The 12,675-nt window shown below is 52.0% G+C and carries 15 protein-coding genes; 9 read left to right on the top strand and 6 right to left on the bottom strand.

Annotated elements, in window-relative coordinates:
• Positions 1-79: 79 nt before the first annotated feature.
• From QKW35_RS18590 to QKW35_RS18620, 7 genes are all read left to right on the top strand, one after another.
• The gene (locus QKW35_RS18590; RefSeq protein WP_282355563.1) at positions 80-661 is read left to right on the top strand and encodes a peroxidase-related enzyme; all 582 of its coding nucleotides are present in this window, start codon (positions 80-82) and stop codon (positions 659-661) included.
• A 90-nt stretch (positions 662-751) separates the two neighbouring features.
• Positions 752-2,437: an AMP-binding protein gene (locus QKW35_RS18595; protein WP_282355564.1), complete on the top strand. Its 1,686-nt coding sequence runs from the start codon at positions 752-754 to the stop codon at positions 2,435-2,437.
• Between the two features lie 171 nt (positions 2,438-2,608).
• A complete protein-coding gene (locus tag QKW35_RS18600) occupies positions 2,609-3,235 on the top strand; it encodes a DUF502 domain-containing protein (RefSeq protein WP_282355567.1) in 627 nt (208 codons plus the stop codon).
• Between the two features lie 286 nt (positions 3,236-3,521).
• Positions 3,522-3,848 carry a hypothetical protein gene (locus QKW35_RS18605; RefSeq protein WP_282355568.1) on the top strand — a complete coding sequence of 109 codons (327 nt, stop codon included), beginning with the start codon at positions 3,522-3,524 and terminating at the stop codon, positions 3,846-3,848.
• 132 nt (positions 3,849-3,980) lie between these two features.
• Positions 3,981-4,172, top strand: a complete 192-nt coding sequence (locus tag QKW35_RS18610; RefSeq protein WP_282355571.1) for a hypothetical protein — start codon at positions 3,981-3,983, stop codon at positions 4,170-4,172.
• 78 nt (positions 4,173-4,250) lie between these two features.
• Positions 4,251-5,081: a class I SAM-dependent methyltransferase gene (locus QKW35_RS18615; RefSeq protein ID WP_282355574.1), complete on the top strand. Its 831-nt coding sequence runs from the start codon at positions 4,251-4,253 to the stop codon at positions 5,079-5,081.
• Positions 5,082-5,337: 256 nt separating this feature from the next.
• Positions 5,338-5,673: a hypothetical protein gene (locus QKW35_RS18620; protein ID WP_282355576.1), complete on the top strand. Its 336-nt coding sequence runs from the start codon at positions 5,338-5,340 to the stop codon at positions 5,671-5,673.
• A 38-nt stretch (positions 5,674-5,711) separates the two neighbouring features.
• Here the strand turns inward: QKW35_RS18620 and QKW35_RS18625 are convergent, their stop codons facing one another.
• The 4 genes from QKW35_RS18625 to QKW35_RS18640 all read right to left on the bottom strand — a co-directional run bounded on the left by QKW35_RS18625 (position 5,712) and on the right by QKW35_RS18640 (position 9,288).
• Positions 5,712-6,998: a GGDEF domain-containing protein gene (locus QKW35_RS18625; protein WP_282355577.1), complete on the bottom strand. Its 1,287-nt coding sequence runs from the start codon at positions 6,996-6,998 to the stop codon at positions 5,712-5,714.
• Between the two features lie 266 nt (positions 6,999-7,264).
• Positions 7,265-7,759: a DUF3592 domain-containing protein gene (locus tag QKW35_RS18630; protein ID WP_282355578.1), complete on the bottom strand. Its 495-nt coding sequence runs from the start codon at positions 7,757-7,759 to the stop codon at positions 7,265-7,267.
• A 4-nt stretch (positions 7,760-7,763) separates the two neighbouring features.
• Positions 7,764-8,258 (bottom strand): GFA family protein, encoded by a 495-nt coding sequence (locus QKW35_RS18635; protein WP_282355579.1) that lies wholly within the window; start codon positions 8,256-8,258, stop codon positions 7,764-7,766.
• Between the two features lie 109 nt (positions 8,259-8,367).
• Positions 8,368-9,288 (bottom strand): DMT family transporter, encoded by a 921-nt coding sequence (locus QKW35_RS18640; protein ID WP_282355580.1) that lies wholly within the window; start codon positions 9,286-9,288, stop codon positions 8,368-8,370.
• A 112-nt stretch (positions 9,289-9,400) separates the two neighbouring features.
• On the opposite strand from QKW35_RS18640, the gene QKW35_RS18645 reads away from it, so the two are divergent.
• Entirely contained in the window at positions 9,401-10,333 is a 933-nt protein-coding gene (locus QKW35_RS18645; RefSeq protein WP_282355582.1) for a LysR family transcriptional regulator, read from the top strand.
• A gap of 67 nt (positions 10,334-10,400) precedes the next feature.
• Positions 10,401-10,883, top strand: coding sequence for an NYN domain-containing protein (locus QKW35_RS18650; protein ID WP_282355584.1), 483 nt, complete (start codon positions 10,401-10,403; stop codon positions 10,881-10,883).
• 69 nt (positions 10,884-10,952) lie between these two features.
• On the opposite strand, the gene QKW35_RS18655 is transcribed toward QKW35_RS18650, so the two are convergent.
• Together QKW35_RS18655 and QKW35_RS18660 are read right to left on the bottom strand one after the other, a co-directional pair.
• A complete protein-coding gene (locus QKW35_RS18655; RefSeq protein WP_282355586.1) occupies positions 10,953-11,339 on the bottom strand; it encodes a VOC family protein in 387 nt (128 codons plus the stop codon).
• Positions 11,340-11,444: 105 nt separating this feature from the next.
• Positions 11,445-12,557 (bottom strand): SEC-C domain-containing protein, encoded by a 1,113-nt coding sequence (locus QKW35_RS18660; protein ID WP_282355588.1) that lies wholly within the window; start codon positions 12,555-12,557, stop codon positions 11,445-11,447.
• Between the last annotated feature and the right edge of the window lie 118 nt (positions 12,558-12,675).

Here is a 12,675-nt window from a genome sequence, read left to right on the forward strand (position 1 = left end):
CTTATACGGACAGCGCCCGACACCCATCAGGGCTGTCGGGCACCTCGAAACAAAAAAAACAAAACCGAGGTATCAACAGATGAAATCACAACCGGATTACATTACGGCATTGGATCTGCCAGTGCCTGCGCACCACGAACTGCCAGACGAGTTTCAGAAGTACTTCGCTGTGTGCGAAGAGAAACTGGGCATGGTGCCGAACGTTCTTAAAGCATACAGCCAGAGCGCTGCACAACTGGATGTGTTTTCCCGTCTCTACAACGAACTGATGTTCGGTGAGAGCGGTTTATCCAATCTGGAAAAAGAGATGATCGCCGTTGCGGTTTCATCCTCTAATTCCTGTTACTACTGCCAGGTTGCCCACGGCGCTGCGGTACGCGAGTACTCCGGCGAGCCGAAGCTAGGTGAGCTGATGGTAATGAACTACCGTGTAGCGGAACTATCCGACCGCCACCGCGCGATGCTCGATTTCTCCGTCAAGCTGACGGAATCCCCGAACGAAATTCTGGAAGCCGATCGTCAGGCATTGCGTGATGCGGGTTTCAGCGATCGTGACATCTGGGATATCGCTAACATCGCTGGTTTTTACAACATGACCAACCGGGTCGCCAGCGCGGTGGATATGCAACCGAATCCTGAATACCACAGCCAAAGTCGCTGATATTCCGTGCCCGGTGCTGTTTGGGGCAGCACCGGGCACATAAACCCTTTTGAAATTTAAAAAAATAACGCGCAAATGGGGTCAACAACGATGAGTAAACTCCCGAGCTACACCAGCGGTCCTAGCACTAAACCACTGATCGGCATGACCATCGGTGATAAGTTTGATGAAATTGCAGCAACCTATCCAAACAACGACGCACTGATCGTGCGCCACCAGGGTATTCGCCTGACCTACGCCGAGCTGAAAACCCGTGTCGATGAAGCCGCACGCGCCTTCCTGGCAATCGGCGTAAAACGCGGTGACCGTGTGGGCATGTGGTCCCCGAACTGCGCCCAGTGGACAATTACCCAGTTCGCGACCGCTAAAGTGGGGGCGATCCTGGTAAACGTAAACCCAGCGTACCGCCTGCATGAGCTGGAATACGCGATGAACCAGTCCGAGGCCAAATTCCTGGTCACCGCAGACAGCTTCAAAACCTCCAACTATACCCAGATGCTTTACGATCTGGCGCCGGAGCTGAAAAACTGCGCCGAAGGCGAGCTGGAATCCGAGAAGCTGCCGCACCTAAAAGGCATCATCAACCTGGCGGACGACAAGCTGGAAGGCATGTGGCGTTGGGCTGACTTCGTAGAGATGGCTGAGAAGATCGACAACTCCCAGCTGGAGAAAATCCAGGCTGAGCTGCAGTTCGACGATCCAATCAACATCCAATACACCTCAGGTACAACCGGTTTCCCGAAAGGTGCGGCGCTGTCTCACCATAACATCCTGAACAACGGTTATTTCGTTGCCGAGAGCATGAACTTCACCGATCAGGACCGTCTGGTCATCCCTGTACCACTGTATCACTGCTTCGGCATGGTCATGGGTAACCTGGGTTGTATGACCCACGGTGCAACCATGATCTACCCGGACGAAGGTTTCGAGCCAAAATCCGTATTGGAAGCGGTATCCGAAGAACGTGCAACCGCGCTGTACGGTGTACCAACCATGTTTATTGCCGAGATGGAGCACCCGGACTTCGACCAGTACGAAGTATCCACCCTGCGCACCGGCATCATGGCAGGTTCCATCTGTCCTGAAGAGGTGATGAAAGCGGTTAACACCAAGCTGCACATGGAAGAGGTTCAGATCGCGTACGGTATGACCGAAACCAGCCCGGTTTCCACCCAGACCGCAGCGGACGACCCATTCGTGAAACGTGTGACCACCGTGGGCCGCACCCAGCCACACCTGGAAACCAAGATCGTTGATCCGGCCTCCGGCAACGTTGTTGGCCGTGGTGAAGTCGGCGAGCTGTGCACCCGTGGTTACAGCGTGATGCTCAAGTACTGGAACAACCCGGAAGCAACCGCTAAGTCGGTGGACGAAGCAGGCTGGATGCACACCGGCGACCTGGCGACCATGGACGAAGAGGGTTACATCCAGATCGTTGGCCGTATCAAGGATATGGTTATCCGTGGCGGTGAAAACGTCTACCCGAAAGAGATCGAAGAGTTCCTGTACACCCACCCGTCCATCTCCGACGTTCAGGTAACCGGCGTACCGGATAAGAAATACGGTGAAGAGCTGATCGCATGGGTGAAACTGGCACCGGGCGCCGAAGAAGTCACCGCTGAAGACCTGCGTGCGTTCTGTAAGGGCAAGATCACCCACTTCAAGATTCCACGTTACTTCAAGTTTACCGACGAGTTCCCAATGACCGTGACCGGTAAAATCCAGAAGTTTAAGATGCGTGAAATCTCCATCGAAGAGCTGGGTCTGGAAGACTAATAGTCTCCTTCCCCACGCCTCAAAAACGCCAGCCTTTGCGCTGGCGTTTTTATTTCCAGTGCCTCCTCAAAAGAGGACAGATGCATACCCCGTCTATGCTTACCTTATAGGTTAGGGTCATCACACCTCCGCATCGCCCACAGATGATATGCCTGCCGGGAGGGTCACATCATGTTGCGTTTCATCGGTCGAAATGTTCTTACGGGCCTGGTTACCATCCTGCCCGTGCTCCTTACTCTGTATCTGATCTATTGGCTGGCCCGAACTACCGAAGTCGCACTGGGTGAATCGATCCGAACACTGTTACCCGGCATGCCATACTGGCCCGGGCTAGGACTGCTCGCGGCGCTCACCGTGGCGTTCCTCGTGGGTATGCTGATGCATGCCTATCTGTTCCAACGCCTTTTTGCCCTCACAGAAAGCCTGCTCTACCACATGCCGCTGGTGAAAACGATCTACCGCGCCATTCGGGATTTTTTTGATTACTTCTCACCAACAGTGAAAAAGGAGTTTGAACAGGTAGTTGTGGTAACCCTCGGAGATAGCGGCATGGAATTGATTGGATTCGTGACTCAGGAATCCAGCACGCGTCTACCGAAAGGTTTCGATACGGAGGGCAGTATCCTGGTCTATCTGCCCCTTAGCTACATGATTGGCGGCTACGCAGTACTGATGCCACAGAGTTCGGTTAGACCTTTGAATATGACCGTTGAAGAGGCAATGCGCTTTACCCTGACTGCAGGAGTAACCGGTATAAGCCAAAGTGGCCCAAAATCCAGCACGCCACGGCACAACTGAAAACGTTCATCTGCAGCTGACTAAATGACAAATCATCTCCAGACCCATCCCAACTAACTACCCATCTTTTGCGTTGGCATTTTTATTTTCAGCTATCCGGCAAACCTGTCAAAAAATGTTCACCTTCAATGTCTGGTGAAGCGCTATACATTGTCTACACTACTTAGTCTGGAATACAGGTAGTGCCTGAACAGGCTGTGACGCACGTTTCCTACACGCGTCGTTCAATACTTCCCGTTATATGGAGATCAGCGCCCTTAGACAGACCTAACCGGACAATATAAAAATGTTCAGCAAGCGCCCAAATAAGAAGCAAATACGCAGAGAACACGAACAGAAAATCGCAGACTTCCTCGCCCGAGGCGGCACTATCCAGTGCGTACCTCCCGGCGCTACAGGCCTGGTCGAAGGGCGATGCCATTCTCGCCATATCCGCATCGAAAAAACCCACGAAACACGCACCCCCATTCCTGAAGTGGTTGCGGCCATTGAAGCACGCCGCCCAGGTAAGAAAACCCGAAAAACCGCTCCCAAGCCTAAGCATCAAAGTTACCGTAAAGTGATATACGACGACTTCGGTGATCCCGTGCGCGTGATCTGGTCTCATAAATAAGCAGATCGAACTCCCGCTCACACAAAATTCTGGCGCCTTACCCCACACAGATCATATCAGGTGGCGGTAACGCTGCCTGAGCGCACCTGTCTGCTAGACTAATACCAGTATGACACCGTCAGGAGCCCACCGATGAAGATCATTATTCGCGTGACCTCGGAAAGGGACGGCACCGAGTACTTCGTAAACACGGATAACATCGTCTACTTTTCGCAGAAAGCGGGAGAGAGCGGCACCCGGCTCTACTTCACCAGCGGCGAGATATCCCATCTAGTGGTTCAGGAACCACCAGAGCACATTCTGCAGCAGATCAAACAACTCTGACGCTGCACACCGCCCGCACTTGCAAAGCAGCCGACTTAACGGCAAATTAGGGTTTTCACCTATACAGAGAAAACCCTGATGTCCGCTACGGTAAACGCTCACTACCAGCAAAACCTCGATACCGACCGCATCATTGCCAAACTGCAATCCGCCTACCCTGAGGGTCCGGATCGTTTTCAGCTGGCCCCGGTGGATCAGTTACACATTGGCGGCATCAAGGCATCCCTCAAACTGGTAAAGCGTATCGCAGAGCTGGATGTAACCTCCATTCTGGATATCGGTTCGGGATTGGGTGGATTGATGCGGCTGATCGAGCAGGATCTAAAACTATCGATCACCGGCCTGGACATCACCCACGGGCTTAACCAGATCAACCAGCAGCTCTCTTCTCTCGCACCCTCCAATTCATCCCCCCAGGTGATTACCGGTGATGCCCACAACCTTCCTTTTAAGAGCAATCAGTTCGACCTGATTGTGTTCCAACACAGCCTGCTGAACATGCCCGATGCAGTACAGGTTTTAAGGGAGTGTAAGCGCGTACTTACCGAGCATGGCCAGCTGTTGATGCATGAAGTGCTGCAGGGTGAGAATCATAGCGAGATGCGCTATCCAGTGCCTTGGGCACGCAACGCAGACGATTCACATCTGCGTACCGAATCGGAACTGCTTGCCATGCTCAGTGAAAGTGATTTTGAGGTGGAGGTATTTAACGATTGGTCAGAGGAAGCGCTGGCATGGCGACAGCGCCAGGCGGAAAAAGAGAAACAATCTGCTGGAAACACTACACCTCCACCGGTCTCCCCTGCTTTGATTCTGGGCCCTGAGTTTGGGCAGATGGGCCCTAACGTGATCCGTAACCTCAGCAATCGTGCCGCCCGCGTGGTGGAGGTTATTGCTCGCGATGCGTAATGCGATGCCCGACAAATTAATGCCGCAGACATTCATGTAGCAGCCCTCTCCGAGGGCGACTCTATTAGGCAGCGGACAAAGTTGCGGTCGGAGACCGCTGCTAAAAGCGCCTGGAGCAAACACACCTCACCGAAGGTTGGCCGTCGCGAAGCGATGCCCAACACAAATCCTCACCCTCAAACCCATCCCCAATAGGACGTTTTCGCCATTACGGGTTATCATTTGAGTTAATCATATCGATTTAAGAGCCGTCCAAATGAATATCAATGACCCTTTTGGTCGCCTGCGGAAACAGCGTGAAAAGGAGTACCTTTCCCTGTGTAAAACCCTTCAGGACGCGGGCGTAAACAACCGCCATGACGCGCAGGAGCTGATGGAAACCCTGCTCAGGCGCGGCAAGATCGGCATCCTGATTGTTGTTCCGTTTACCCTGATTCTCGGATCGCTGTTTGCGGAGGCGCAGCAGTATATCTACGTAGTCGGTTTCCTGATTGCGGTCTGGCTGTTCAAAACCACCACCCGCAGCCGTCAGCACATCAAGCGCTATATCGAAGAAGAGTTAACCAACGAAGAAGACAGCCGTGAGTTTTGAAGCTCACGGCTAGTCCGATCCCTTCCACCACCTTCCACCTAAACGCAGGCGAAAGCGTTCTTTCCGTTTTTCTTTACGCTGTACATGGCATCATCCGCCGCTTTAAGCAACGCCTCCAGATCCTGACCGTCTTTCGGATAAAGCGAAATACCGATACTGGCACTCGCTCTAATTGCATTCCCGGCAACATCAACCGGCTGTTCAATAACTTCCAATATGCGGGTTACCACCCGTTCTGTATCGCCATTGCAGGATGCGTGAGACAGCAACACAACAAACTCGTCACCGCCAATACGTGCCAGCATATCCTCGGAACGAATGGTTGCCTGCACACGTTGCGCAACTTCACATAACACGTTGTCGCCCACATCATGGCCAAAGGCATCGTTGATCGATTTAAAACCGTCCAGATCGATAAACATCACCGCGAGCTGGAGGTTATGCCGTTCGGCATGAGCGATCTCTTTTTTCGCGGCTTCCTGCATATAGTGCAGGCTGTTTACGCCGGTCAGCGTATCCCTCATGGCGATATCGTGCAGTCTCGCCCGAGACGCCTCAACTTCCTCTAACGCGTCATACAATTCGGTAAAGTCGTACTCCACCACCAGAAACAGAAAGTCTCCGTTCAGGGGATGGCGGGTGCGGCGAATATCCAAGCTATGACGTCGCTCGCCTGCACTGGTGTGCATGATGTAGTCCCAACGCCCCTCCTCCTCGCGCTGGATTCTCGCAAGACAGGCGCGACCTTCTTCAGGATCGGCAAAACGCTCTATGAATACGCAGCTACCTTCCGGCATTGGTTGATCGTGCAAGTGATTGTAGGCATCGGTGGCAGCGGGGTTTTCGACCAGCGGTTCGCCGTCAAAGGTATAGGTAGTTGCCGGTACGCGGGTGTAACGCATCGCCTCCATCAACAGCAGGTTTTCGGGTTGTTCCCCGAGATTCACCTCTTCGTTGATATAGGCGATGATGCCACGATGTTTGTCCGGGCCCAGCAGTACAGCCCTGTGCATCATCAGCAACGTTTTGGGTTTGCCATTGGGGTAGGTGGTCCAGGGGTCGACCGTTAATCCATCCTTGGCTGCCAGCTCAAAGGTTTGCAGCGTTCGATCCCGCGCCCCCTGGGTATCGCCAGACAGGTCTTTATCAATCAGCTCCTTTACATTGTTCAGCCCCCAGAACGACACTGCGGCCGGGTTGCCCCACCACCAGCCGTGTTTATCCAGGTCAAAGATCCAAACGACGTTGGGAATCAGCTCATACAGACCTAACTCATCATGACTCTTAATATGGACTAAATGATCATACTTGTGACTTTCAGACATCCTTTACACCATGAGCCCCTTCTCTCTAAACTCTGACCAACTGCGTTAGATTAGCAAAGCGCTCCATACACAATGGGGAATTCAGAATCGAACGACGGTCCTCCAAACAGGTTAAAACCGTTAAACACTTTACCTGAACGTAAACTTATCCGATTTATTGTAGCCCATTCTGCGAAAAGCCTAAGAAAACAACATCCATAGTTAGCAAAGATGCGTAAACCCGGCCGTCAGCTAAGATGAATTTTCAAACACCACTGGCCAAAAAATCACACGGCATACGCGTACCCGTACAGCAACATAGGGCCTACAGCCAGGCTAAGGGTGAAAGCGATCCCTAACTTACCGGGTTTGATGAGATAACTTTTCTTGGGATTGTTTGGATTAAAGAAGACACTGACGCCACCATCCGCGTCGCGTTGTATCCCTCGCATCTGCTTCTCCAGCAGAAATTTCGCGTTGTGTGACGCGACCATCACCCAGGGCGACACCCGCTTACCCTGGTAGAGGGTCCCATCCACACTGTATTCGTAGAGTGCCGATGCAACGTATTCCTGATTTGACCTGACCGGCTCTGTACCGCCAATCTTACTGACACCACCCTGCAACAAGGCTCCTTTGGCTTCCGGCCATCGGGCAACCCTCAACTGAAACAACACCGAGTAACCACATACCACCAGCGCGTAAAGACAGATAAAGAACAGAAATCCCTGTTTATCGCCGTCCAGGGCCAGATCAAACATCGCCTTAATGTAATCGATCATCCGCTTAGCTATCCCCAGACTCTAATCCAAGGCGTTGATGCCACTGGGCAATCGATTCATCCGGGTAGAGATCGAACACCTTATCGTGGTCCCCTGTCTGCAACGGAACCCAGGACGCCTTGGAGCCCACCATCAGGTGGGTACGCTCCGGCGGGACTGGCAGGGTGGAATCGATTGCTGACGCAAAGGGATGCATCAACTCCGGCCAGCGCGGATCCCAGACCCATAACGCACTGCCACAACGACTGCAGAAGTGGCGCTTGGCAGGGCTTTGCTCCCGCGCGCCTGAATCACCGGTCAGCATCACCTGATAGACAGAGATATGCTCTTCGCCCTTCACGTTCAGCGATGCATGGTCTGCGGACAGGTTTATCGCATAGCCGCCCGCGCCTGCGGTTTTACGGCAGATGGAGCAATAGCAGAGGTTAAACGGATAGGGATGTGCGGAGTTGACGCTGAAATGCACAGCGCCGCAGTGACAGGAACCTTCAAGCTTCATAGTGACCAGTGCCTTCGTCCAAGGAGTTCTTCAACCCAAACGATTCAACCATAGCTGCATTTGGCGATTCTGCCACAAATACAAGCAACGCGGCTTAGGCACTGATTGATCAACCTGCTTCAGGCGACGCATCCACAGGGGCAGGTATCGCGTCTTCCGGGGTCTTGAGCATCACGACCACCACCGCAAGGATAATCCCTACCGCAGGCAGGATGGAGAGAACAAGGGGCTGCCCAGCGCCCACGGCCATGAGCATCACCATCACCGGTACAAGATAGCTGTACGCCATCACCTGGGCCGATTTCAGCCGCACACTGGCGTAGTGGAACAGCATAAACGTCAGCGCAGTCACCACCAACCCCATGTACAGCACTCCCCAGATAATACCCTCGCTTACCTCAGCTACTGCGCTAACATCCAGATACATCGGGATAAACGGGCTTAACCACAGTGCAGCAAAGAGCAATAACCAGAATGTACTGCTCAGAATCGGCTGCTCCTTCAGACCGGACTGTACCAACACCGGGTTGGCAGCAAACGCCATACACCCCCACAGGTAGATCAGGCTGCCCTCATCGATGCGCAGCGTCAGTAACCGATCAACCGAACCGCCGACGATAATCCATACCGCCGCCAGCAGGCCAATCAACAACATAACCCACTGGCGCTGCTTCAGGTGCTGCCCGGCAACCCGTGCAATCATCGCGGTAAAGAGCGGTACCAGCGTATAGATAGCGGCAACTTCGACGGGATCGCTCTGCTCCAGGGCTTCAAACATCGACCAGAAATAGAAACACACCAACAGGCTCAGCACGGCATAGCGCAACAACACAGAGGCGGGAGGCCACTGCCAGCTGCGTCTTACCAACAGGAGGCCCGCAAAGAACACCCCACCCAACACAAAGCGGCTCCAGGTTACCACCAGCGGAGGCAACTCAGCGGTGAGATACTGCCCCAAGGGAAAGGAGGTGCTGATCAGCAACGTAAACAACAGTACTGACAGATGCCCTTTGTGACGTTCGCTCAACATATTCCCCTCCATTCCTACTTATCGGCAACGCTGTAACAGCCATTGCATTAATAACTGCGGACAGTCTAAGATCGAACAAGACATTAATGAACTGCATAGCGTGCATACCACCATGAATGATAAACATATCGAGTTAGCCAATCTGGATCTCAATCTGTTAAAAGTGCTGCACGCGCTGATGTGTGAGCGCAATGTCACCCGTGCAGCAGAATCCCTCGCCTTGAGCCAGTCTGCCGTCAGCCATGCGCTGAAACGATTGCGTCAGGCCCTGAATGATCCGCTCTTCGTGGCAACGCCAAGCGGTATGGAGCCCACCCTGCGTGCGCGGGAGCTGGCGGAACCCACCGGGCTGTTCATTCAAACCCTCTCCCATAAATTGAGGCAGAGCCCGGAATTTGATCCCGCGGCATCAGACCGGGTGTTTAAGATCGCAGGAGGCGGTCACTTCGAACTGATTCAGCTACCCCGTTTGTTGCGGATACTCAGCCAGGAACAACTGAGTGTGCAGATCCACAACGAGCCGCTGACCCAATCGGGCTACCACGATGAACTGCTGCAGGGGAAGGTTGATCTGGTGTTTGGCGTACGGGGGATGACCCACCTCGCCGATAACCTGAAGACCGGCTTGGCCCAAAACACAGAGATGGTGCTGGTCGTCCATGAATCCCATCCCCTCGCCCAGCGCCAGGCTTTGAGTCTGGAGGAGATGGCAGCACAACCCCAGATCTTCACCTCATACTGGAGCGGCCCTAAGAACTTCCTCGATCAGCGCCTGCAGCAGAAAGGCCTCAAGCGTAACGTCGTCACCACGGTGCAGGGCTACGCCTCGGTACCGGCCATACTGGAGAACACCGAACTGATGATCGTGATGATCAAACCGGTCGCACTCTATTTCCAGCAGCACTATCCGCTGAAAGTGCTCAAAGCCCCACGCGAGCTCACCGACATCGGTTCGTTTTTCGCCTGGCACCCACTGCACGATAAAGATCCGGGTCATATCTGGTTACGGCAGCAGTTGGCCAACGTGATCACCGACACCTTATGACTCGCTGACCATACGCCGTTACGGTATGCTTCCTTTTGCACGAACAACCACCCACAAGGTTCACTGAATGCCCGACCAGCCCAAGATCGCCATCTTTGTGGATGTGCAGAACATCTACTACACCACCCGTCAGGCATACGGCCGCCAATTCAACTACCGCGCCTTATGGCAACGCATCTCTGAGGAAGGCACCATCGTCAGCGCCACCGCCTACGCCATCCACCGCGGCGACGAACGTCAGTTGAAGTTCCAAAATGCGCTGAAACAGATCGGTTTCGACGTAAAACTGAAACCCTTTATCCAGCGCAGCGACGGCTCTGCCAAGGGCGATTGGGATGTGGGCATTACCATCGATGTGCTGGAAGCCGCCAAAACGGTGGACAAGATAGTGCTGCTCTCGGGTGATGGGGATTTTGATCTGCTGCTGGATAAAGTGCGCAACGATTATCACGTCAGCGCCGATGTCTATGGCGTACCGGCACTGACTGCGAATTCACTGATTAACGCGGCGAGCGAGTTTTATCGGATTGAGGAAGGTTTGCTGCTGTAACGCCCGACTAAACGGCGGGCAACTTGTTTCGAGCCCAGCGTATGTGACACGCGACGTTGGAGACCCTCGTTATGTTGTGGTTGCATAAGAAGACAGCTCAATTAGGTTGTTATCCGGGTCTCTGAAATAGAAAGATTGAATCGGCCCGAGTGCCCCAGTACGGGCAACGATGCCTTCAATGATGTTCACACCTTTGGTTGCGATTTGCTCGAAAGCCTCTTGGATAGGTATGTTGGTGATAAAACATAAATCGGCCGATCCTGGCGTAGGGAAATTAGCTTTGGGCTCAAACTCCTTGCCGAGTTGGTGGAGGTTAATTTTTTGTGAGCCAAATTTCAGCGCCACCCTGCCTTCGCCGAATGCCTCTTTTTCCATACCAAGAATATCCGCATAGAAACGGACAGTATCCTCGATGCTTTTGACGGTGAGCACTAAATGATCAAGGCTGGAAATCACTGCTTACTCTCCATAGAAATATAACGCCGCCAACACAGGCGAGCTTTAGCGAGTCCAGCGCAACTCGTTGCGCATGTGTGCTTGGCCTTGTTATGTTTAATTTATCTATCGTAACTCTTTCTTTGATATTTTGAGCGCACCATATGAGTGGCCATCATCCATTAGACAATCTTCCGGGTGTGCTGCCATTGGTGTGCCCTGTAGTAACCTCTCTGTAATCGACTGCTGTGAAGAGCTATCAAGTGAGTCCCACCACGAAGGTGAAGCCCAAGTATTTTCACTGAAGGAATAGCAAAACCTTACAAGAGCGTCTGCAATTTCGTGATCATCCAGCTCGAGGAGAGATGCTATGAACTTGCTACAGTGTTTGTCATCTTCAGTTAACCATGAAAATACGAAGCAACCACGACCTTCATAGCTGATACAGTTGAAGAAAATATAATCATACTTATATTGCTGCAAGCCTAATTTTTGCAAAGGATTTCCATGGAAATCCATTTCAGGTACAACCATTGCACTTACTTGAATTTTTGGTACTTCAGAGAGTTCGAAAACATAGTGCCTAATCTTCGAATAATCTTGGTCTAGGAGAATAGAGTCCATTTCAGATTTCAGGTACTGCAAATCACGCAAAGCGAGATCTACACCTTGGTCATATAGAGAAGCTTGGCCTTGAAGTGCATGCTGCAAAAATTCATCTTGTCCTCTATCTGCTTCCCTCATTAGGTTAGCAGTGCCTTTATTTTGTTCCTTATGGAAAATTTCTCTGCACATTCCCCTATAGGCCAGTAGAAACAACTGCTGGTCATTTAAAACAATAGGTTCATCTTCCAGTGGTGAGAATATTTCTTTATCGTGAACTGAGCAAAACCCTGTAAATGTTGATGCCCGATTTATCCCTACTTTTTCGAGCGTTAATTTTCCATTGTTTTTTATAAAGCCAGATAGGCTAGGCTTGGCGCCCATCACATGGCCTTTCTCGGATAGCTCTTTGAGAGACCCACTTTTTGATACAGTGTGAGCATTGATAATTTTTTTTGAACACTTGTCAGGAAAAAGGTTGCTTACGCTACAGACCTTTTTTGAATTCTGTTTCTTCGAATATTGCTCTAAATCACCACGAGTTAAAGAGTCTTGACTATCTCTATTTAGGTGACACTTTTTGAATTTCTTTCCAGAACCACACCAACAAGGCTTATTGCGATTGTTGTTTCCCATTCTTGATTGTCACTCCTTAAACATAACGAGGCTGTCGGATTAGACATTTTTCTGTGAAAACACCCATCTACCGCAGCTCTCCCTGTTCGTTTCAGCGTTTCGCCTGGTGCTTTTGATA

It is taken from the genome of Pontibacterium granulatum, from assembly GCF_029961155.1.
Lineage (GTDB): Bacteria > Pseudomonadota > Gammaproteobacteria > Pseudomonadales > Balneatricaceae > Pontibacterium > Pontibacterium granulatum.

Excerpts from the sequence above, each read along its gene's own strand:
- QKW35_RS18615 (WP_282355574.1), top strand. The coding sequence starts at position 4,251 with ATGTCCGCTACGGTAAACGCTCACTACCAGCAAAACCTCGATACCGAC.
- QKW35_RS18600 (WP_282355567.1), top strand. The coding sequence starts at position 2,609 with ATGTTGCGTTTCATCGGTCGAAATGTTCTTACGGGCCTGGTTACCATC.
- QKW35_RS18650 (WP_282355584.1), top strand. The coding sequence starts at position 10,401 with ATGCCCGACCAGCCCAAGATCGCCATCTTTGTGGATGTGCAGAACATC.
- QKW35_RS18630 (WP_282355578.1), bottom strand. The coding sequence starts at position 7,759 with ATGATCGATTACATTAAGGCGATGTTTGATCTGGCCCTGGACGGCGAT.
- QKW35_RS18590 (WP_282355563.1), top strand. The coding sequence starts at position 80 with ATGAAATCACAACCGGATTACATTACGGCATTGGATCTGCCAGTGCCT.
- QKW35_RS18640 (WP_282355580.1), bottom strand. The coding sequence starts at position 9,288 with ATGTTGAGCGAACGTCACAAAGGGCATCTGTCAGTACTGTTGTTTACG.
- QKW35_RS18610 (WP_282355571.1), top strand. The coding sequence starts at position 3,981 with ATGAAGATCATTATTCGCGTGACCTCGGAAAGGGACGGCACCGAGTAC.
- QKW35_RS18635 (WP_282355579.1), bottom strand. The coding sequence starts at position 8,258 with ATGAAGCTTGAAGGTTCCTGTCACTGCGGCGCTGTGCATTTCAGCGTC.
- QKW35_RS18595 (WP_282355564.1), top strand. The coding sequence starts at position 752 with ATGAGTAAACTCCCGAGCTACACCAGCGGTCCTAGCACTAAACCACTG.
- QKW35_RS18620 (WP_282355576.1), top strand. The coding sequence starts at position 5,338 with ATGAATATCAATGACCCTTTTGGTCGCCTGCGGAAACAGCGTGAAAAG.
- QKW35_RS18605 (WP_282355568.1), top strand. The coding sequence starts at position 3,522 with ATGTTCAGCAAGCGCCCAAATAAGAAGCAAATACGCAGAGAACACGAA.
- QKW35_RS18660 (WP_282355588.1), bottom strand. The coding sequence starts at position 12,557 with ATGGGAAACAACAATCGCAATAAGCCTTGTTGGTGTGGTTCTGGAAAG.
- QKW35_RS18645 (WP_282355582.1), top strand. The coding sequence starts at position 9,401 with ATGAATGATAAACATATCGAGTTAGCCAATCTGGATCTCAATCTGTTA.
- QKW35_RS18625 (WP_282355577.1), bottom strand. The coding sequence starts at position 6,998 with ATGTCTGAAAGTCACAAGTATGATCATTTAGTCCATATTAAGAGTCAT.